This is a genomic window from Microbacterium sp. RU1D, from assembly GCF_900156435.1.
Lineage (GTDB): Bacteria > Actinomycetota > Actinomycetes > Actinomycetales > Microbacteriaceae > Microbacterium.
On the sequence record NZ_FTPQ01000001.1, the window covers coordinates 573,741 to 593,317 of the forward strand.

A 19,577-nucleotide genomic window follows, 5' to 3' on the forward strand; every position below is an offset into this window, starting at 1 on the left:
CCTTCCGGACGCGGGATGCGGCCGTCGCAGCGAACGTAGGAACGGCACCCTCACCGCCGCCTCACGCTTTCTATGAAGCGCGTATGTCGCGGTGACACGGCGGCTGTGGGCGGGCATGCTGGCATCCATGACCTCCCGCCCCGCCCCCCTGATGCGTCCCGATGGCACGCCGATCCGCGCGCTCGTCGTCGACGACGAGGCCAATCTGAGCGAACTGCTGCGCATGGCGCTGCAGAACGAGGGGTGGGACACCCGCACCGCCGCCGACGGGCAGGAGGCGCTGGGCGTCATCCGCGACTTCGACCCCGACCTGCTGGTGCTCGACATCATGATGCCCGGGCTCGACGGCATGGGTCTGCTCACCCGCATCCGCGCGACCGGGAACGACGCGCCCGTGCTCTTCCTGACGGCGAAGGATGCCGTGGAGGACCGCATCGCCGGCATCTCGGCCGGCGCCGACGACTACGTCACGAAGCCCTTCAACCTCGAGGAGGTCGTCGTGCGCCTGCGCGGGATGGCCCGCCGGCACGTCGCCGCCGTCGCCGAGGCCGACCCGCGCCTGCGCGTGGGCGATCTGACGCTCGACGAGGAGGCGTACGAGGTCGAGCGCGGCGGCATCCCGATCAAACTCACCGCGCGCGAATTCGAGCTGCTGCGCTACCTCATGCAGAATCCTCGCCGCGTGCTGAGCAAGGCGCAGATCCTCGACCAGGTGTGGAGCTACGACTTCGGCGGCGACGGCAGCGTCGTGGAGATCTACATCTCGTACTTGCGCAAGAAGATCGACACCCTCGGCGAACCGCTCATCCACACGGTGCGCGGCGTCGGCTACACGATCAAGGCGTCATGACCGCGTCCGCCGTGTCGCGGCATCCGTCGTCGCGGCGGCCATCTGATCGGCACCGGACGGGTCGACGGTGGGCGCTGCGCCGCACCCTCGTCGTCGGCACCAGCGTGCTCGTCGCCCTCGCCTTCGTGATCATGAGCCTCGCGACGATCGTCTCGCTGCGCTCCTTCACCCTCGACCGTCTCGATCAGCAGGTCACTGAGGGCCTGTCGTTCGCGGCCGGCCGCGGGTCGTTCGAGAACCGCGGCGGATCGCAGCCGCCGCCGAGCCAGGGTCAGGATCAGGGCCAGGACCAGGACCAGGCCCAGGATGCCGACCGTCCGGCGCCGCGGATCGGCTCGCTGCAGGCGGTGGTCGACGCCGACGGCACCGTGCGGGCCTCCGACTACACGCGCAGCGACGGCACGCAGGTGCAGCTGACCGCGGAACAGGTGACGTCGCTGCAGCAGGACGTGCCCGCCGACCGCACCCCGGTCTCCATCGACCTCGGCGGTGACCTGGGATCGTTCCGGGTGGCCGCGGCCGAGGTCGATGGCACGACGGTGTTCGCGGGCAGCTCGGAGGCCGACGTCTCGGCGACCACCACCGCCCTCACGATCATCCTGCTCGCGGTGAGCGCGGCCACCCTCCTCATCGCCGTCGTCGGGCTCTCGCTCTTCGTGCGCCGGAGCCTGCGGCCGCTCGATCGCGTGGCCGCTGTCGCGCAGCGGGTGTCGACGCTGTCGCTCGACGCCGGGAGCGTCGAGATCCCCGACCGGGTCGCGCCCGCCGACACCGATCCGGTGACCGAGGTGGGCCGGGTGGGCGCGTCGCTCAACGGGCTGCTCGGACACGTGCAGTCCTCCCTCGCGGCCCGCCAGCACAGCGAGGATCAGCTCCGCCGCTTCATCGCCGATGCCAGCCACGAGCTGCGCACGCCCCTGTCGAGCATCCGCGGGTACGCGCAGCTGTCGCTCGGCGAAGACGCGCCGATGACGCCGACACAGGCGCGCTCGTTCGACCGGATCGAGTCGGAGGCCACGCGCATGGCATCCCTCGTCGACGACCTGCTGCTGCTGGCGCGTCTGGATGCCGGTCAGCCCCTGCGCCGTGAGGAGGTGGAGCTGACGCTCCTCGCCGTCGACGCCGTGAGCGACGCGCAGGCGGCGGATGCCACGCATGCCTGGCGCCTCGACGTCACCGACGACCTCATCTCGGTGACCGGCGACGAGAACCGTCTGCGGCAGGTCGTGGCGAACCTGCTGCGCAACGCGCAGGTGCACACCCCGCCCGGCACGACCGTCACGCTCTCGCTCGCGCGCGACGGCGGGGACGCCGTCCTGCGCGTCGCCGACGACGGGCCGGGCATCGACCCGGCGCTCGCCGAGCGACTGTTCGACCGCTTCGCGCGCGGCGACGACTCCCGCAACCGGGATGCCGGCAGCACGGGGCTCGGACTGTCGATCGCGCAGGCGATCACCGAGGCCCACGGCGGCAGCATCGCGGTCGAGAGCGTGCCCGGGCGAACGACGTTCGCGGTGCGCCTGCCGATGTGACCCGCCGCTCCCGACTCGCGCGTGGTGAGGAGGCGCGTCAGCCGATCAGGCTCGGCTGCAGGTCGCGCAGCGTGCGGTGGTGCGTCATGCGGGTCACGCCGATCGCCGCGAGCAGCACCCCGCCGGCCATCCACGCACCGAGCACCAGCAGGTCGGGCCCGACCCGCGAGACGTCGCCGCCGTACATGACCTGACGCATGGCATCCACCACGTATCCCATCGGCAGCACGTGATGCAGCGCCGCCAGGGGAGCGGGCAGGGTCTGCCACGGGAACGTCCCGCCCGCGGTGACGAGCTGCAGCACCATCAGCACGAGGCCGAGGAACTGCCCCACCGAGCCGAGCCACACGTTCAGCGCGAGCACGATCGCCGCGTACGTCGCCGAGGCGAACAGCAGGATGCCGAGGGCGGCCCACGGGTTCGCGAACGAGAACTGCAGGGCGATGGCGAGCACCGTGAACAGCCCCACCATCTGCAGGGCGCCGAGGCCGGCCGGCGTGAGCCAGCCCGCGAGGGTGACGCGCACGGGGGAGCGCAGCGCCGTGATGGCGCGCTTGGAGACGGGCTTCACGATGAGGAAGAGGGCGTAGATGCCGATCCACCCCGCCAGCGCGGCGAAGAAGGGCGCGAGGCCCGCGCCGTAGTTCTGCGCCTTGGTGACGGCGCTCGTGCCGACGGCGACGGGGTCGCTGATGGCCGCCGCTTGCGCTGCCCGCGTGGCGTCGTCGGAGTCGGGGATCTGCGCGACGCCGGCCGCGAGGCCGTCGCGCAGCTGCGTCGCGCCGTCGGAGAGCTGACCGATGCCGCTGTCGAGCTGGGCCGCGCCGTCGCGCAGCTGAGCGGATCCGTCGCGCAGCTGCGCGGCCCCGGATGCCGCCGTGGCGGCGCCGTCGGCGAGGGCGGAGGAGCCGTCAGCGGCGGTCGCGGCGCCCGCGGCCACCGAGGCGCTGCCGTCGGCGACCTGACGTGCGCCGTCGTCGAGCTGGTTGATCTGGTCGACGGTGCTCTGCACGCGGTCGTTCGCGGCGGTGAGTCGTTCGCCCACCGGATCCAGGCGCGCGAGGATCTCGTCGATGCGCGCCTGGTCGAGGCCCGCGTCGGCGAGGGCCGTGGCGATGTCGGATCGGGCCTGCGGCAGCTGCGCCGCAGCCTCCCCGGCGATGCTGCCGACCTGTCGCGCGGCCGCGTCGATGCGGTCGACCCCGTCGGCGACCTGGGCCGCTCCGTCGGCGACGCGCGCCGAGCCGTCGCGCAGCTGCGCGGTGCCGTCGCGGAGCTGGTTCGCCCCCGACGAGAGCTGGGCCGTTCCGTCGGCGAGTTGCGCGGAGCCGTCGGCGAGGGTGACGGACCCGCTGGCGAGCTGGCCGGAACCGTCCTTGGCCGTGGCGAGACCGTCGACGAGCTGGGTCGCACCGTTCGTGGCGTCCACGAGCTTCACACGGATCGTGTGCAGGGCGTCGAGCAGGGTGCCCCCGGCCTCGTCGATCACCTTCTGTGCGACGGAGGTCTGGATCTTCGCCACCGCCTGCGTGCCGATCGTGGAGGCGAGGTAGTTGTTCGCGTCGTTCGTGCGCAGCTCGATGTCGGCCTGGCGCGGGGAGTCGCTCGAGAGCGAGGCCACGGCATCCGTGAAGTCGGCCGGCAAGGTCACGACGAAGTCGAAGTCGCCCGCCTGCAGGCCGGCGTCGGCCTGGTCGGATGAGACGCGGTGCCACTCGAAGGTGTCGCTGTCGAGCAGCTGCTCGGCGGCCTCGTCGCCCAGGTTGCGCTGTTCTCCGTTCACCTCGGCACCCCGGTCGTCGACGACGAGCGCGACGGGCACGCTGGAGAGGTTGCCGTAGGGGTCCTGATTGGCCCAGAGGTAAAGGCCGCCGTAGAGGATCGGCACGGCGAGCAGGGCGATCAGGGCCAGCACCGACATGCGCGTCGAGGTGAGACGGCGCAGTTCGGCCGTGATCATCTGGGGGATCTTCATCGCGTCGCCTCCTCGGCGTCGTCGAACCGGTCGATCGCGGTGCGCGACGCGCTCCCCGCGATCACGAGCACGGCGTAGCCGCGCTCGGCGAACTCGCGCGCGATGCGCCACCAGGCGAGCGGTTCGCCGCCGTGGCGGTCGGGCGCGACGAGCACGAGCCCCTCGACGTCTTTGCGCAGGGCGGCGAGTTCGAGCAGCAGGCGCACGCGCGCGGCGGGGTCGATGTTTCCCACGGGCATCGACGCGATCGCCTCGAGTCCGATCTGTTCGAGCCAGCGCGCGGCCGCGAACGGCGTCGGCGCGCGTCCGGCGAACATGAGTTCCTCGGCGACGACGCCGGTCACGGTGACGTTCGGCTCCGGCTCCGACACGACCGGCGCGTCGACGAGGGCCACGCGGCGACGGATCGCGCCGCGGTCGGCCCGTCCGTCGATCGTGACGGTGCCCGCGTCGACTTTCATGCGGCCGGATGACACGAGGCCCAGCACCGTGGGACGCTGCTCGGTCTCGGCGACCGCGAGCGTGGCCGCGCCGGTCTCGAAGGCCGTCGAGGTCTCCGGCAACGCGCTGCGGCCTTTGGCGACGGCATCGACGACGATCTTCACTGCGCCTCCAGTTCGGGGTGCTGCGCGAGGATCTCGCGCGCTTCGGTCCACGAGAGTCCGGCCATGCCCAGCACAGCGCACACCGCGATGGCGCGCGCGGTGGAGGATTCGGCGTCCACGCGGGAGACGACCATGCGGCCCGTCTCCTCCAGCAAGCGCGCCAGCGTCGGGGCGGGGAGGTCGGTGCGCAGCTCTCCCGCCTCCTGGCCGCGCCGCACGATCGCGTCGATGCGGCGGCGCAGGGGAGCCAATGCGGCCGACGTCTCGGGCAGGTGCGCGTCGTCGAGCGCGAGGGCCGCCGCGGCCTGCACGTGGGCGGCCTCGCGCCAGAGTTCGGATGCCAGGCGGGCGAGCGCGACGCGGGAGTCGGCGTCATCCACTCCGGCGGCGATGGCGTTGAAGCGGGCGGCGCCGGCGGCGATGACCTCGCGCACGATGGCGTTGCGATCGTCGAAGTGACCGTAGAGCGCGCGGCGCGAGAGGCCGGCACGGCGGGCGATCGTGTCGATCGAGGCGCGGGGGTCGTGTCCGATCGCGGCGGTGGCGGCGTCGAGGATGCCAGCGCGGTTCTCGACGGCGTCGCGGCGGGTGGGGGTGCTCACAGAGCGAGTGTACGCCTAACGTGCACACAAGTGTGCAAGTTATTCCTTGGGCGTGAGGTCGAGGGTGGCTGTACCCGTCGAAGCCATGGGGATGCGCCGGGGTCTGGGCCCGACTGGCTCGGGGACCTGTCACGGGCCTGTGTGCGGGGTCTCGCGAGGTGGTCGGGGGCCGCCGACGTCGCCGGAGCCGACCCGGACGCGACAGAGCCCGCGACGCCGGTGCGTCGCGGGCTGTGTCGGGGGTTTCGCGTCAGTCGGTGCCGGAGTCGAACGCGGCGCCCTCGCCCGCGGCGTCCGTCGCCTCGGCGAGGCGCTCGCCGTCGGCGCTCAGGGGAGCGGCGGGCTCGACGATCTCGCGGGCGCCACCGGCGGCGACGTCGCCGACGAGCTCTCCGGTCGGACCGCCGATGAGGCCGAGGCCCGCGTACTGCTCGAGGCGCGCACGCGAGTCCGCGATGTCGAGGTTGCGCATGGTGAGCTGGCCGATGCGGTCGACCGGCCCGAACGCGGCGTCGCCGACGCGCTCCATCGACAGCTTCTCGGGCGAATACGACATGCCGGATGCCACGGTGTCGAGGATCGTGTAGTCCTCACCGCGGCGCAGGCGCACGGTGACCGAGCCGGTGATGGTCGATCCGACCCACTTCTGGATCGACTCGCGCAGCATGAGCGACTGCGGCTCGAGCCAGCGGCCCTCGTACATGAGGCGACCCAGGCGACGACCCTGCTCGTGGTACGTGGCGAGGGTGTCTTCGTTCAGGATGCTGTTGACCAGGCGCTCGTAGGTCAGGAACAGCAGCGCCATGCCCGGGGCCTCGTAGATGCCGCGCGACTTGGCCTCGATGATGCGGTTCTCGATCTGGTCGCTCATGCCGAGGCCGTGGCGTCCGCCGATCGTGTTCGCCTCGCGCACCAGCGCGACCGGGTCGTCGAAGCGCGTGCCGTTGATCGCGACCGGACGACCGGCCTCGAACTCGACGGTGACGTCTTCGGTCTCGATCTCGACCGCCGGGTCCCAGAAGCGCACCCCCATGATGGGCTCGACGATCTCGAGGGAGACGTCGAGGTGCTCGAGCGTCTTCGCCTCGTGCGTGGCGCCCCAGATATTGGCATCCGTCGAGTAGGCCTTCTCGGCGCTGTCGCGGTAGGGGAAGTCGTGGGCGACGAGCCACTCGCTCATCTCTTTGCGGCCGCCCAGCTCGGTGACGAAGTCGGCGTCGAGCCACGGCTTGTAGATGCGCAGTGCGGGGTTGGCGAGCAGGCCGTAACGGTAGAACCGCTCGATGTCGTTGCCCTTGTAGGTGGAGCCGTCGCCCCAGATGTCGACGCCGTCTTCTTTCATCGCGCGCACGAGCAGCGTGCCGGTGACGGCGCGGCCCAGCGGCGTGGTGTTGAAGTACGTGCGACCGCCCGAGCGGATGTGGAACGCACCGCACGCGAGCGCGACGAAGCCCTCTTCGACGAGCGCCGTCTTGCAGTCGACCAGGCGCGAGATCTCGGCGCCGTACTGGGTCGCGCGGCCCGGGATCGACGCGATGTCGTCTTCGTCGTACTGCCCGAGGTCGCCCGTGTACGTGCAGGGCACGGCGCCCTTGTCGCGCATCCACGCGACGGCCACGGAGGTGTCGAGACCACCCGAGAACGCGATGCCGACGCGCTCGCCGACGGGAAGGGACTGCAGGACCTTGGACATGCCCTCGATTCTAGGGCGGAGGGATGCCGTGGCCCGACTCCCGTGGACGAGCGCGGCCGGCGAAAGGCCTGGGGAGGAGCCTCAGCCGACCGTGACGTCGGTGATCGTGACGGGCGTCGCCGGGCGTCCGTCGGCTGCCCCGCCCTCGGCGCCGGTCGCGGCGATGCCCTGCACGACGGCGAGGCCCTCGGGCGACATCCGGCCGAAGACGGTGTAGTCCGGCTGCAGCTGCGTGTCCTCGTAGACGAGGAAGAACTGCGACCCGTTGGTGCCGGGGCCGGCGTTGGCCATCGCGACCGTCCCGGCGGGGTAGGTCTCGCTGCCGTCGAGCTCGTCGGCGAAGCGGTAGCCCGGTCCGCCCCGGCCGGTGCCGGTGGGGTCGCCGCACTGCAGCACGAAGATGCCCGACGTGGTGAGGCGGTGGCATTCGGTGTTCGAGAAGTACTGCTGCTGCGCGAGCGAGACGAAGCTCTCGACGGTGCACGGGGTGCGCTCGCCAGTGAGGGTGATCGGGATGTCGCCCGCCGAGGTCTGCAGCACCGCCTCGACCTCGCCGGTCGGCCGGTCGGTCCCCTCCGTGGGCGGGGTGACGTCCACGGCCGGCTGCCCCGAGGCCGGGTACGCGCACTCGGCGCTGCCGGCGCTCGCCGCCGGGGCGCTCGAGGCGGGGGCGGCGTCGTTCGACATGCCGCCGGAGCAGCCGGCGAGCAGGAGCAGGGCGGAAGCGGCCAGGGCCGCGGACATCAGTCGCGTACGCACGCGTTCCAGGGTAGGGCGCTCAGGTCTTGCGCAGCGTCACCAGGGCGAGCGCGGCCTTCTCGAACCAGCTCCCCGCCGAAGGACCCCCGTTGCAGGTGCCGTCGCTCTCGCCCGGGCGCTTGATCCACAGCAGCGCGTCGAGCCCGCCGCTCCCGCTGACGGCGCGCGGGGTGCTGCCCAGGCCGACGCCGGAGGGGTTGCACCAGTCGCCCGTCCATCCGCGACCGTTGCGCGAGGTGTCGATGACGTATCGCGCCTTCCCGCCGACGAGGGAGCGCACGCGCTCGGCGTACTTCTGCTCGGACGCCGTCGGGGAGAAGTTCGAGACGTTCGTGGCGAATCCCCGGGCGTCGGCGACGCCGGCGTCGCGCAGGCGCTTCGCCATCGTCTCGGCCGGGATCCAGCCGGAGTTGCCGGCGTCGATGTACGAGGCGACGCCCGCCGCGGCGAGGGTGCGGACGGCGTCGCGGATGAGCCCCGTGCGATCGCCTTGCCCGGCGCAGTCGCCGAGCATCGCGAGCGCGTCGGGCTCGACGATGGCGACCGCCCGGGTGCCGCGAAGTGTCTGCGCGATGAGGGCCACCCACTCGCGGTAGCCGGCGGGGTCGAGCCCTCCGCCGGAGTGCAGCCCGCAGTCGCGCGCCGGAATGGAGTAGAGCACGAACACGGCGGTCTTCTTCTGCTGCGCGGCCGCGCGCGTCTCGGCCTGCAGCACGCGCACGAGCGTGGTGCGGTCGTACCATTCGCCCAGCCAGACCGCCGTGGGCTGACGCGCGATGACGCCGATCTGCTCGGCGACCTTCGTGCGCCCGGCGGCGGTCGCCGCCTTCTGCGCCTCCGCGGCGGCCGAGTACGTCGGGAGGGCGGGACCGGATGCCAAGGGGTTCGCCGTCGCGACCTGCGGCACCGTGCGCGGGGTCTCCCCCGATGCGGGGCCGGCGATCGCGAAGGGGGCGATGAGGGCCACGAGGGAGCCCGCGAGGAGGGCGATCGTGCGGGACGTGCGACGCGGCGGCATCCGGCGGGTCCTTCGTGGGGGGAGCGGGGGTCGAGTCATTATGCCCGGTGAAGCCGGGAAAGCGTGCTGTCCGGGTCAGATTGCGCGCGCGCTGCGCCTGCGGCCGATCGCGACGACGCCGACGGCGAGCCCGACGATCGCCACCGCGATGATCACGATGTACACGGCGACGCTGGCCCACCCGCCGCCTTCGTTCGGATTGAGGAACGGGTAGGGGTACCAGTACGGAGCCCCCGTCGTGGGGTTCGTGATGAGCGGAGCGCGCACCAGCGTGTAGACGATCCACGCGATCGGGAAGATCGCGGCGCCGAGGGCCGCCGTCCACGGCAGGCGCCGGCGGCCGGATCCGAGCAGCACGTCGAGGAGGAGGAAGAGCGGACCCCAGACGTGCAGGATCTCGTTGGACCAGCCGACGGTCTCGGGCTGCAGCGGGAGCCCACGCAGCAGCAGGTTGTAGACCACGCCGGTGACGATCATGTAGGTCGACACCCAGGCGAGAGCGGTCGCGAGCGCGGGCGGATCGACCTCGAGGCTCCGTCGACGGGCGAAGCGTCCGGCGAGCAGGAGCAGCACGACGGATGCCGACACGTTCGACAGGATCGTGAAGAAGCTGAAGAAGTTGGCCACGGTCGTCACGACGTCGCGGCCGTTGTCGACGGCCCCCGCGAGGGTTGAGACGAATTGCGCCACGACCGCCGCGATGATCGCCGCGGCCGCGACCGCGCGGGCGATGTTCCAGCCGGTGGCCCATGCCGTCGTCCTCGTCATGGGCTCAGGCTAGTGACGGGACGGCGGCGACGACAGACCGCGGGTCTCGCCTCCCTGCTCGGTAGGATGGGGTGTACCGCCGGACAACATGCGAGGAGCACTCATGCCCGGAATCGTGATCGTCGGAGTCCAGTGGGGCGACGAGGGCAAGGGCAAGGCCACCGACCTGCTCGGTGAGCGCACCGACTGGGTGGTGAAGTTCAACGGCGGCAACAACGCCGGCCACACCGTCGTCATCGGCGACGAGAAGTACGCGCTGCACCTGCTGCCCAGCGGCATCCTGTCTCCGGGCGTCACGCCCGTGATCGGCAACGGCGTCGTCGTCGACCTCGAGGTGCTCTTCAACGAGCTCGAGGCGCTCAATGCACGCGGCCTCGACACCAGCCGCCTGAAGATCAGCGCCAACGCGCACATCATCACGCAGTACCACCGCACGCTCGACAAGGTCACCGAGCGCTTCCTCGGCAAGCGCATGATCGGCACGACCGGTCGCGGCATCGGCCCGGCCTACGCCGACAAGATCAACCGCGTCGGCATCCGCGTGCAGGACCTCTTCGACGAGAACATCCTGCGCCAGAAGGTCGAGGGGGCGCTCGATCAGAAGAACCACCTGCTGGTGAAGATCTTCAACCGCCGCTCGATCACGGCCGACGAGATCGTCGACGATCTGCTCGCCTACGCCGAGCGCGTGCGTCCCATGGTCGCCGACACCTCCCTGCTGCTCAACGACGCCCTCGAGGCCGGCGACGTGGTCGTGTTCGAGGGCGGCCAGGCCACCATGCTCGACGTCGACCACGGCACCTACCCGTTCGTCACCTCGTCGTCGGCCACGGCGGGCGGGGCCTCGACCGGCTCCGGCGTCGGCCCGAACCGCCTCGACCGCATCGTCGGCATCGTGAAGGCCTACACGACGCGGGTGGGCTCGGGTCCGTTCCCGACCGAGCTGTTCGACGAGAGCGGCGACTGGCTGCGCTCGCGCGGCTTCGAGTTCGGCACCACGACCGGCCGTCCGCGCCGCGTGGGCTGGTACGACGCGCCCATCACCCGATACGCCACGCGCATCAACGGCATCACCGACCTCGTGCTGACCAAGCTCGACATCCTCGGGGGCCTCGAGCAGATCCCCGTCTGCGTGGCGTACGACGTCGACGGCGAGCGGTTCGACGACCTTCCGGTCAACCAGACCGACTTCCACCACGCGAAGCCGATCCTGGAGTACCACCCCGGCTGGAGCGAGGACATCTCCACCGCCCGCACCTTCGACGACCTGCCGCAGAACGCGCAGGACTACGTGCTCGCGCTCGAGAAGATGAGCGGCACCCGCATCTCGGTCATCGGCGTGGGCCCCGCCCGCGACCAGGTGATCGTGCGTCACGACCTCATCGACTGATGCGCCTCTGGGTCGGCGCGTACGCCGGGGATGCCGGCTCCGCCGAGGGGATCGGCATCCTGCAGGCCGGCGAAGCCGACGCTCCGGGCGCCGGTGGTCCGCTCGGCATGGTGGGCACCGCTGTTGCCGCTCCCGGCTCGCCGTCGTGGATCGCACCGCACCCCTCGGGTGACCTGCTCTACGCGGCGCTCGAGTCCGACGGGACGGTCCAGGCCTACCGCCGCGTGTCCGACACGCGGCTGGCCCCGCTCGGCCCGCCCGTCGAGGCGGGCGGCGCGGTGTGCCACGTGGCCGTGGCGCCGGACGCGTCGTTCCTCGTCGCCAGCTGCTGGGCCGACGGCCGGGTGGTGCGGATGGATCTGGATGCCGCGGGCCGCCCCTCGCGACCCGTCATCGCCGCCGAGGCCGCCGACCCCCACGGCTCGTCGCCGGAGGAGGGGACGGTGTCCACCGGTGCTCGCGTCTCGGGCGCCGTCGTGCCCGATCTCGCCGCCGCGGCCCGCGCGCTCCGCGACGCGGCCGGTGACGAGTACGCGCACCTCGTGCCCGCGTACGACGAGGTTCCCGAGACCGACGCCGAGTCGGAGGAGGCGGCGGCCGGTGCGCGCGTCTCGCGCGCCCACCAGGCCACGTTCCTCCCCGGCGGCCTGATCGCGACGACCGACATGGGGCTCGATCTCGTGCGCTTCTGGCGCAACGCGCCCTCGGGCCTGCGGCTGGTGCAGGAAGTCGTCCTGCCGAAGGGCAGCGGACCGCGGCACGGCGTGTGGCATCCGTCAGGGCACTACTACGTCGTCACCGAGCTCAGCCGGGAGGTGTTCGCGCTCGCCGCCGACCGCGAGGGCCGCTGGCACGTCCGCTCCGGCGAACCGCTGCTCGGCACCCTCGACACCGACACCGCCGCGGAGCTCAGCGCGAGTCGCGACGGGTCGACGCTGTACGCAGGCGTGCGCGGGAGCGACACGATCGGCGTTCTCTCGGTGCGCGGCGCGGGGGAGACCCTGCAGCTCACCGCCCTCGCCGAGACCGGCACCCACTGGCCGCGGCACCACCTCGTCGTCGACGACACGCTGCTCGTCGCCGGTCAGCTCGCCGACGAGATCGTGTCGCTGCCGCTCGACGCGCGCACGGGCGTCCCGGGCCGCGTGCGGCACCGCACCCTCTCGGCGTCGCCGACGCGTCTGCTCGCGATGCGCTGAGCGGCGCCCTCGTCGTCCGGGCGTCGCTACTTCTTGGCATCCTGTCGGGGGATGACGATCTGCTTGATGATGAGCAGCACCGAGGCCGTGACGGGGATCGCGACCAGCGCGCCGAGCAGTCCGAGCAGCGTGCCGCCGACGAGCGCGCCGATGACGACGAGCGCGCCGGGGATCGAGATCGTGCGGTTCATCACGCGCGGCGTGAGGATGTATGCCTCGATCTGCATGTAGACGAGATAGACGATCGCGAAGATGAGCCCCGCGGTGGGGCTGACGATGAGGGTGAACAGCGTCGCGGTCGCCCAGAACAGCACCGACCCGACCAGCGGGATGAGCGTGATGCCGAAGGCGAGCGCCGCGAGCAGCGCCGCGAATGGCTGCTGCAGGATCGTGAGCACGATGAAGGCGAAGACCGCGTTGCACAACGCCAGCACAACCATGCCGGCGAGGTAACCACCGACGGAGTCGGTGATCTGGCCCGTCATGTCGGCCACGGTCTCGCGGCTGCGCGCCGGGGTGATGCGCACGAGGCTGTTCTTCATCTTCGGCAGGGATGCCAGGAAGTACAGGCTCAGCACGAGCACGATGATGGCGCCCGAAATGAATTCGCCGATGCCGATGCCCACCTGGAGGAGCCCACCCCCGATCGCCGCGATGTTCGTGGGGTTGGTGACGAAGCTCTGCACCTCTTTGAGGACGTCGCCCAGGCTGTCGCCGAAGTTCTGCTCCACCCACCGCACGGCGTCGCTGTCGATCAGATCGTTGACGAACGACGGGATGTCGCCGACGAACTGCTCCACCTGCCGCACGACGGGCGGGATGAGCAGCCAGAGCGCTCCGGCGAGGATGATCGCCAGCCCCCCGAACACGATCACGATTCCCCACGCCCGCGAGAGGCCCCGGCGCACGAGCAGACGCACGAGCGGGTCGAGGGCGAGCGCGACAAAGAGCGCGATCGCGATGTAGATGAGAACCGTGGAGAGCTTGCCCAGCGCGAGCGCGAGAAGAAAGGCGGTGAGCCCGCCGAGGGTCAGGAAGAACCCGGCCGCGTAGGGGCGGGAGATCGCCGACCACATCGGCTTGTCGCGCGACGTGGGCGCCCCGGCGTCGGCGCCTACGGCGGTGGGGTCGGGGCGCGTCGATCGGCTCATGCTCACACTGTAGGACTCGGCCGTCGCGAGCATCGGCGCACAGCGCGGCGCGATAGGGTCGGGAACGATCTGGGAGGACACATGACCGACGCCGATCCCACGACGATCCTGCAGGGGCTGCGCGGCAGCATCGACAACATCGACGCCGCGCTCATCTTCCTGCTCGCCGAGCGCTTCCGCTGCACCAAGCAGGTCGGCGTTCTGAAGGCGAAGCACGGGATGCCGGCATCCGACCCCGATCGCGAGGAGCAGCAGATCGCGCGGTTGATGCGCCTGGCCGAGGACGCCGACCTCGATCCCGCGTTCGCCGAGAAGTGGTTCAACTTCGTCGTGGCCGAGGTCATCCGCCACCACCGCACGGCCGCCGCGCAGCCGCAGGCGGACTGAGCGCACGACTTTGACGCGGCGTCGCAGGGGCGGCGACACGCCCGGGGTGGTATTCAGGCGCATCGATTCCCGGGGCGGTGCGAGCCACCCGCAACCGCGCGCGCGTGCCACACGGCCTCCGGATCCGCAAGGCGCGCGACGATTTGCCAGCCGATCCATCACCGTGAAACGTTGGATGAGGTCCTTATGGGCCGTTCACCCGACCAGTCCGCGGTCGTCGGTGTCTTCTCGGGGGAGGGGATGCCGCGAGCGTACGGTCGGCGGCCAGGACGCCGGACCCGATGTCCGGTGTCGACGTGCTCCACCCCCGGAGAGCGCCGACGGCTGCCACCCGGGCGTGACCGATGCGGCCACCCGAAGGCCGCCGAGGTACACAGTGACCCATCCGCCTGCCCCGACGGCATCTGCGCCGTCATCCGCGAGCGAAACACCCGCCCTCTCCGCCAGGAACCTCTTCAAGGTCTTCGGCCGTGCCCCGCAGGCCGCCGTCGACAAGCTCCGTTCCGGGTCGACGCGCGACGAGATCGCCGACCACGGCACCGCCGCGGTCATCGACGCGAGCTTCGACGTCCGCCCCGGCGAGATCTTCGTCATCATGGGCCTGTCCGGCTCGGGCAAGTCGACCATCATCCGCATGCTCAACGGTCTGCACGAGGCCACCGCTGGGAGCGTCGAGGTGCAGGGCGATGCCCTGACCGGCGTCGGCGCATCCCGCCTGCGCGGCCTTCGGCGCGATCGCCTCGCCATGGTGTTCCAGCACTTCGCGCTGCTGCCGCACCGTACTGTCGCGGCCAACGTCGCGTACCCCCTCGAGCTGCGTGGCGTCGGCAAGACCGAGCGCCTGGCGAAGGCGAACGAGATCCTCGGCCTCGTCGGCCTCGAGGGCTGGGGCGAGAAGCTCCCCTCGGCGCTGTCGGGCGGGATGCAGCAGCGCGTCGGCATCGCCCGCGCTCTCGCCGCCGACACCGACATCCTGCTCATGGACGAGGCCTTCAGCGCGCTCGACCCGCTCATCCGCCGCGAGATGCAGGAGCAGCTCATCGAGCTGCAGCGGACGCTGAAGAAGACGATCGTCTTCATCACCCATGACCTCAACGAGGCGATGTTCCTGGGCGACCGCATCGCCGTCATGCGCGACGGGCGCATCGTGCAGATCGGCACGCCGGAAGACATCCTCACCGACCCCGCGAACGACTACGTCGAGCAGTTCGTGCAGGACGTCGACCGCGCCCGCGTGCTCACCGCCGGCAACGTCATGGAGCGCCCGCGCCCGCGCGTCGACGCCTCCGCCGGACCCCGCACGGCCCTGCGCCAGATGCGCGACGCCTACATGTCGGCCGTCTACGTCACCGACCGCGACCGCAAGCCGCTCGGCATCGTCACCGACCGGGATGCCATGAAGCTCGTGCGGGCGGGGGAGAGCTCCCTGCTCGGCCGGCTGAAGCCCGTTCCGCAGACCGTGCGTGAGGACGACGTCCTCATGAACCTCTTCGTCCCCTCGGTCGAATCGCCCCTGCCGCTCGCCGTGCTCGACGCCGATGGCCGCCTGACCGGTGTCATCCCGCGCGTCACGCTGCTCGCCGCCCTCGGGCCCGGGCCCACCTCCACCGAGGAGATCACCGTGCTGCCCCAGCCCCTGCCCTCCGCCGAGATCGATGCGGTGCTCGACACCCCGGTCGCCGCCACCGAGAACGAGGGGGTGCGCTGATGGATGGATTCCGCATCCCGGTCGGCTCCTGGGTCGACGTCGGCGTGGACTGGCTCCGCGACAACCTCTCGGGCGTCTTCGACGTCATCGCCGTGACGGTCCGATTCCTGGTCGGCGGTCTCAGCGACGTGCTGCTGTCGGCGCCCATCGTCGTGCTGATCGTGATCGCCGCGCTGCTGGCCTGGCTGCTGCGCTCCTGGAAGCTCGCGATCGGCACCGTGGTGGGCTTCGCCCTGATCCTCGCGATGGGGCAGTGGGTCACCGCGATGCAGACGCTCGCGCTGGTGCTCGTGGCGACGATCGTCGCCGTGGCGATCTCGGTGCCGTTGGGCATCTGGTCGGCGCGTAACAGCACCGTACGTGCGGTGCTGAAGCCCATCCTCGACTTCATGCAGACGATGCCCGCCTTCGTCTACCTGATCCCCGCGATCACGTTCTTCAGCATCGGCGTCGTGCCCGGTGTCGTCTCGACCGTCATCTTCGCGTTGCCCCCGGGCGTGCGACTGACCGAGCTCGGCATCCGGGGCGTGGACTCCGAGACGGTCGAGGCCGGACACGCGTTCGGCGCGACCCCGTGGCAGATCCTGCGCGGCATCCAGCTGCCGCTGGCGATGCCCACGATCATGGCGGGCGTCAACCAGGTCATCATGCTCGCGCTGTCGATGGCGGTCGTGGCCGGCATCGTCGGCGCCGACGGCCTCGGCAAGGAGGTCGTGCAGTCGATCTCGACGGTCAATCTGCCCAAGGGCGTCGAGGCCGGCCTGAGCGTCGTCATCCTCGCGGTCTACCTCGATCGCCTCACCGCCGCCCTCGGCAACCGCGCCGACAACACCGGTTCGCTGCTCGGCCTCCTCGCCCGGCGGCGCGCCGCGCGTCCCGCGGCCGCGGTCACGGCCGGCGCGACCGCGGCCCCGCGCGTCGACACGAGTGCGCAGGATGCCGCTCGCGACGCCGATCGCGAAAAGGCTTCCCCGCGCCGCGCCCCGATCTCGACGGGTCGCTGACCCTCGGCATCCCCCTCTCCCGCGCTAAAGGCGAGTGAGGGGTCAGAAATTGTCGACGAGTTCCTTGCCAGGCGACGAGAAATGACCCCTCGCGCGCTCACCGGCGCGAGGGGCCTACGGAAATCACATACGAAAAGGAAGAGAACACAGCAATGAACAAGCGACACCTCACCAGTGCCCTCGCCCTCGGCGCCGTCGGCGCACTCGCGCTCGCCGGCTGCGCCAGCGGCAACCAGGCCGAAGGCGGCTCGGGCGGCGGCGACAGCAAGGGCACGATCACCCTCGGCTTCCTCCCCTCGTGGACGGACGGCCTGAGCACCGCGTACTTGCTCGAGGACCAGCTCGAGAAGCTCGGCTACACCGTCGAGATGCAGACGCTCACCGAGGCGGGACCGCTCTACGCCGGACTCGCGCAGGGCGACGTCGACATCTACCCCTCGGCCTGGCCCGAGCTCACCCACGCCGACTACATGGAGACGTACGGCGACTCGATCGAGGACCTCGGCGCCTACTACGACGGGGCGAAGCTCACGATCGCGGTGCCCAGCTACGTCGACATCGACTCGATCGACCAGCTGCAGGCGAACGCCGCGCGCTTCGACGGGAAGATCTACGGCATCGAGCCGGGTGCGGGTCTGACCAAGCAGACGCAGGAGGTCGCGATGCCGGGTTACGGCCTCGACGGCTACGAGCTCGTCACCTCGTCGACCGCGGCGATGCTGACCGAGCTCGACAACGCCATCTCGGCGCAGAAGGACATCGCCGTCACGCTCTGGCGCCCCTTCTGGGCGAACGATGCCTACGACGTGAAGGACCTTGAAGACCCCCAGGGCCTGATGGGCGACCCCGAGGCGCTGCACTTCCTCGGCACCGCCGGCTTCGCCGAGGAGTACCCGGATGCCGCCGAGCTCATCGCCGGCATCCAGCTCGACGACGCGCAGTACGGCTCGCTCGAAGACCTCGTCGTCAACGAGTACGGCGAGGGCCAGGAAGCCGACGCGGTCGACGCCTGGCTCGAGCAGAACCCCGACGCGTTCTCGACGCAGCGCGACTGACCCCGCGCGCAGCGCAGTGACGGCCCCCTCCCCCTCGGGTGGAGGGGGCCGTCGTTGCGTTCGGGGCCGTGACGTCGTCAGGCGATGGCGTGCGCCGCGGTGAAGCGCGTGATGAAGCCGGGGTGGCCGGCGGGCATCGCGAGAACCGAGTCGGGGGCGCGTCCCGCGAGGTGGGGGAAGCCGGCATCCGCCACGAGCTCGTCGTCGAGCGCCTCGAGCTCGGCCGTGACGAGTGGCCAGGGCTCGTGGCTGTTGGCCGCCCAGATCGTGCGGCCGAGGTGGCGCTCGTGGAAGCCCCAGCGCGCGGTCAGGAAGCGCGAGAGGTCATCGTCGACCGTCTCGGTGCCGAGTCGGGCTCGGATGCGCGTCCCCGGATGCCGACCCCCGTGGCGTCGCGAGCGGTACTCGATGCGGTCGCCCTCGGTGCGCACGCCGGCGCGCGCCCAGCGGTAGGGCAGGCCGAAGAGCGCCTGCGCCGCGAGCACCGGCGCGAGGTGCTCCGCCTCGAGCGTGCGGAAGACGACGCCGCGCCGCCCCGCGTCGTCCACGGCGTAGGTGCGGACGTTGATCTCGGTGAAGGTGCCGACGAACGGGACGGGCGGGAGAGGCAGGAAGCGGAACTCGCTCAGCACGAACGGTACGAGCCCGACCCAGGCCGACCCGTCGTGGACGTCAGGACGGGTGCCCGGGGGGAGCAGAGGGGCGACCTCGGCAGGGTCGATGCGCCAGTGCACGAACACGGCGCGGTTCCAGCGCTGGGCGATGACGGCGCGACCGGGGAGGTCGGGGGCGTGGCGCTCGGTGATCACCGGCTCATTCTGGCCCCGGCGCCCTCGTGCGGAGGGACACTGGACAGATGACCTCGTCGTCTGGTGCGGACCCTCGGCTCGTGGCATCCATCCGGGAGCTGCTCGCCGCACGCGACGCCGGGAAGACCATCTGCCCCTCGGAAGCGGCGCGGGCCGTCGGCGGCGAGGACTGGCGCGACCTCATGCAGCCCGCGCGCGACGCCGCGCACGAGCTGGTCGGTCTCGGAGAGGTCGAGGTCACGCAGAAGGGCGAGGTGGTCGACGTGACCACGGCGCGGGGGCCGGTGCGGATCCGCCGGAAGGGGTGAGCGGCGGTCAGACGGCGGGCTCGGGCGGGGCCGTCGAGGAACGCGGCTGCGCGGCGCCGCGGGGAAGCTCCAGGGCGACCTTCTTCTCGAGTTCGTCGACCGCCTCGTCGCTCAGCCAGATGAGGCCGTCGAGCTCCTCGCGCACGCGCTTGTAGGCGAGCTGACGCTCGTTCGGCGTCGCCGCCTGGTCGGTGGCGACGGTCAGCAGCTGCTTCGCCGTGTCGAGGCGCTTGCGCTCATCGGCCGTGAACGCCGCATCCTTGACGCGGCGTGCCTCGCGCTCGGCGACGTCGAAGGCGACCTCGTAGTCGGTGACGGCCTCGCGGTACTCCGTGAGCCGCTCGGGCGTGAGGGCCTCACCCTCGGCGGGGCGGAGGTTGTCGGCGACCTTCTTGGCGCGCAGGAACGCGGCGGTGAGCGGCTGGCGACCGTCGCTCATCGCTGGGTAGGTGATGAGCGTGGTCGCATCGAGCTCGTACTCGAGCCAGCGGTGCGTGACGGCGTCGTGTGCGGACGTCAAGCGCTCGCGGGCGTCGACCGGGGCGGCGATCGCAGCCGAGGCGGGGGCCGGGGCACCCGACGCGATGCCTTGTGCCTGAAGGAGCTCCAGCTGCTCCTTGTGGCGGCGGCGTGCGGTCACCTCGCGATGCTTCGCACGCGCGTTCACGGCACCCATCGCCATTCCGAAGAGGGGGAAGGCGAGCCACCAGTAGTGACCGGCGAAGTTCAGGAGCTCTTCCACCTGCGCCATGCTACGCCGACCG

General features: G+C 71.3%; 19 protein-coding genes. 9 read left to right on the plus strand and 10 right to left on the minus strand.

Going from position 1 to position 19,577, the window contains the following annotated elements; all coding sequences use genetic code 11:
- Positions 1–127 precede the first annotated feature (127 nt).
- Together B0B15_RS02590 and B0B15_RS02595 are read left to right on the plus strand one after the other, a co-directional pair.
- Positions 128–850 (plus strand): response regulator transcription factor, encoded by a 723-nt coding sequence (locus B0B15_RS02590; RefSeq protein ID WP_076675097.1) that lies wholly within the window; start codon positions 128–130, stop codon positions 848–850.
- Entirely contained in the window at positions 847–2,382 is a 1,536-nt protein-coding gene (locus B0B15_RS02595; protein WP_076673148.1) for a sensor histidine kinase, read from the plus strand. Before B0B15_RS02590 ends, B0B15_RS02595 begins: the two co-directional genes overlap by 4 nt.
- 37 nt (positions 2,383–2,419) lie before the next feature.
- Here the strand turns inward: B0B15_RS02595 and B0B15_RS02600 are convergent, their stop codons facing one another.
- From B0B15_RS02600 to B0B15_RS02630, 7 genes are all read right to left on the minus strand, one after another.
- Complete coding sequence (locus B0B15_RS02600; protein WP_076673149.1) at positions 2,420–4,357, minus strand: YhgE/Pip domain-containing protein; 1,938 nt, start codon at positions 4,355–4,357, stop codon at positions 2,420–2,422.
- Positions 4,354–4,962 (minus strand): hypothetical protein, encoded by a 609-nt coding sequence (locus B0B15_RS02605; RefSeq protein WP_076673150.1) that lies wholly within the window; start codon positions 4,960–4,962, stop codon positions 4,354–4,356. Before B0B15_RS02605 ends, B0B15_RS02600 begins: the two co-directional genes overlap by 4 nt.
- The gene (locus B0B15_RS02610) at positions 4,959–5,564 is read right to left on the minus strand and encodes a TetR/AcrR family transcriptional regulator (protein ID WP_076673151.1); all 606 of its coding nucleotides are present in this window, start codon (positions 5,562–5,564) and stop codon (positions 4,959–4,961) included. The genes B0B15_RS02605 and B0B15_RS02610 overlap by 4 nt, the downstream gene beginning before the upstream one ends.
- A 250-nt stretch (positions 5,565–5,814) precedes the next feature.
- On the minus strand, positions 5,815–7,257 hold the full coding sequence (argG, locus tag B0B15_RS02615; protein WP_076673152.1) for an argininosuccinate synthase: 1,443 nt from the start codon (positions 7,255–7,257) through the stop codon (positions 5,815–5,817).
- Positions 7,258–7,338: 81 nt separating this feature from the next.
- Positions 7,339–8,016, minus strand: a complete 678-nt coding sequence (locus B0B15_RS02620) for a peptidylprolyl isomerase (RefSeq protein WP_256334152.1) — start codon at positions 8,014–8,016, stop codon at positions 7,339–7,341.
- Between the two features lie 19 nt (positions 8,017–8,035).
- Complete coding sequence (locus B0B15_RS02625; protein WP_076673154.1) at positions 8,036–9,034, minus strand: glycoside hydrolase family 6 protein; 999 nt, start codon at positions 9,032–9,034, stop codon at positions 8,036–8,038.
- A 75-nt stretch (positions 9,035–9,109) separates the two neighbouring features.
- Positions 9,110–9,802: a Pr6Pr family membrane protein gene (locus tag B0B15_RS02630; protein WP_076673155.1), complete on the minus strand. Its 693-nt coding sequence runs from the start codon at positions 9,800–9,802 to the stop codon at positions 9,110–9,112.
- Between the two features lie 103 nt (positions 9,803–9,905).
- On the opposite strand from B0B15_RS02630, the gene B0B15_RS02635 reads away from it, so the two are divergent.
- Together B0B15_RS02635 and B0B15_RS02640 are read left to right on the plus strand one after the other, a co-directional pair.
- Positions 9,906–11,192 carry an adenylosuccinate synthase gene (locus tag B0B15_RS02635; RefSeq protein WP_076673156.1) on the plus strand — a complete coding sequence of 429 codons (1,287 nt, stop codon included), beginning with the start codon at positions 9,906–9,908 and terminating at the stop codon, positions 11,190–11,192.
- Complete coding sequence (locus B0B15_RS02640) at positions 11,192–12,391, plus strand: lactonase family protein (protein WP_076673157.1); 1,200 nt, start codon at positions 11,192–11,194, stop codon at positions 12,389–12,391. Before B0B15_RS02635 ends, B0B15_RS02640 begins: the two co-directional genes overlap by 1 nt.
- Before the next feature lie 26 nt (positions 12,392–12,417).
- On the opposite strand, the gene B0B15_RS02645 is transcribed toward B0B15_RS02640, so the two are convergent.
- Positions 12,418–13,542, minus strand: a complete 1,125-nt coding sequence (locus tag B0B15_RS02645; RefSeq protein ID WP_256334153.1) for an AI-2E family transporter — start codon at positions 13,540–13,542, stop codon at positions 12,418–12,420.
- Between the two features lie 81 nt (positions 13,543–13,623).
- Here B0B15_RS02645 and B0B15_RS02650 point away from each other — a divergent pair, with 81 nt between their 5' ends.
- The 4 genes from B0B15_RS02650 to B0B15_RS02665 all read left to right on the plus strand — a co-directional run bounded on the left by B0B15_RS02650 (position 13,624) and on the right by B0B15_RS02665 (position 17,696).
- Entirely contained in the window at positions 13,624–13,929 is a 306-nt protein-coding gene (locus B0B15_RS02650; protein WP_076673159.1) for a chorismate mutase, read from the plus strand.
- A 376-nt stretch (positions 13,930–14,305) separates the two neighbouring features.
- Entirely contained in the window at positions 14,306–15,637 is a 1,332-nt protein-coding gene (locus B0B15_RS02655; protein ID WP_076673160.1) for a quaternary amine ABC transporter ATP-binding protein, read from the plus strand.
- A complete protein-coding gene (locus tag B0B15_RS02660) occupies positions 15,637–16,641 on the plus strand; it encodes an ABC transporter permease (protein ID WP_076673161.1) in 1,005 nt (334 codons plus the stop codon). Before B0B15_RS02655 ends, B0B15_RS02660 begins: the two co-directional genes overlap by 1 nt.
- A 152-nt stretch (positions 16,642–16,793) precedes the next feature.
- Positions 16,794–17,696 carry a glycine betaine ABC transporter substrate-binding protein gene (locus B0B15_RS02665; protein ID WP_076673162.1) on the plus strand — a complete coding sequence of 301 codons (903 nt, stop codon included), beginning with the start codon at positions 16,794–16,796 and terminating at the stop codon, positions 17,694–17,696.
- Positions 17,697–17,773: 77 nt separating this feature from the next.
- On the opposite strand, the gene B0B15_RS02670 is transcribed toward B0B15_RS02665, so the two are convergent.
- On the minus strand, positions 17,774–18,505 hold the full coding sequence (locus tag B0B15_RS02670) for a YqjF family protein (RefSeq protein ID WP_076673163.1): 732 nt from the start codon (positions 18,503–18,505) through the stop codon (positions 17,774–17,776).
- 47 nt (positions 18,506–18,552) lie between these two features.
- Here B0B15_RS02670 and B0B15_RS02675 point away from each other — a divergent pair, with 47 nt between their 5' ends.
- Entirely contained in the window at positions 18,553–18,813 is a 261-nt protein-coding gene (locus tag B0B15_RS02675; protein ID WP_076673164.1) for a DUF3253 domain-containing protein, read from the plus strand.
- A gap of 7 nt (positions 18,814–18,820) precedes the next feature.
- On the opposite strand, the gene B0B15_RS02680 is transcribed toward B0B15_RS02675, so the two are convergent.
- Positions 18,821–19,555, minus strand: coding sequence for a hypothetical protein (locus B0B15_RS02680; protein ID WP_256334155.1), 735 nt, complete (start codon positions 19,553–19,555; stop codon positions 18,821–18,823).
- Positions 19,556–19,577 lie beyond the last annotated feature (22 nt).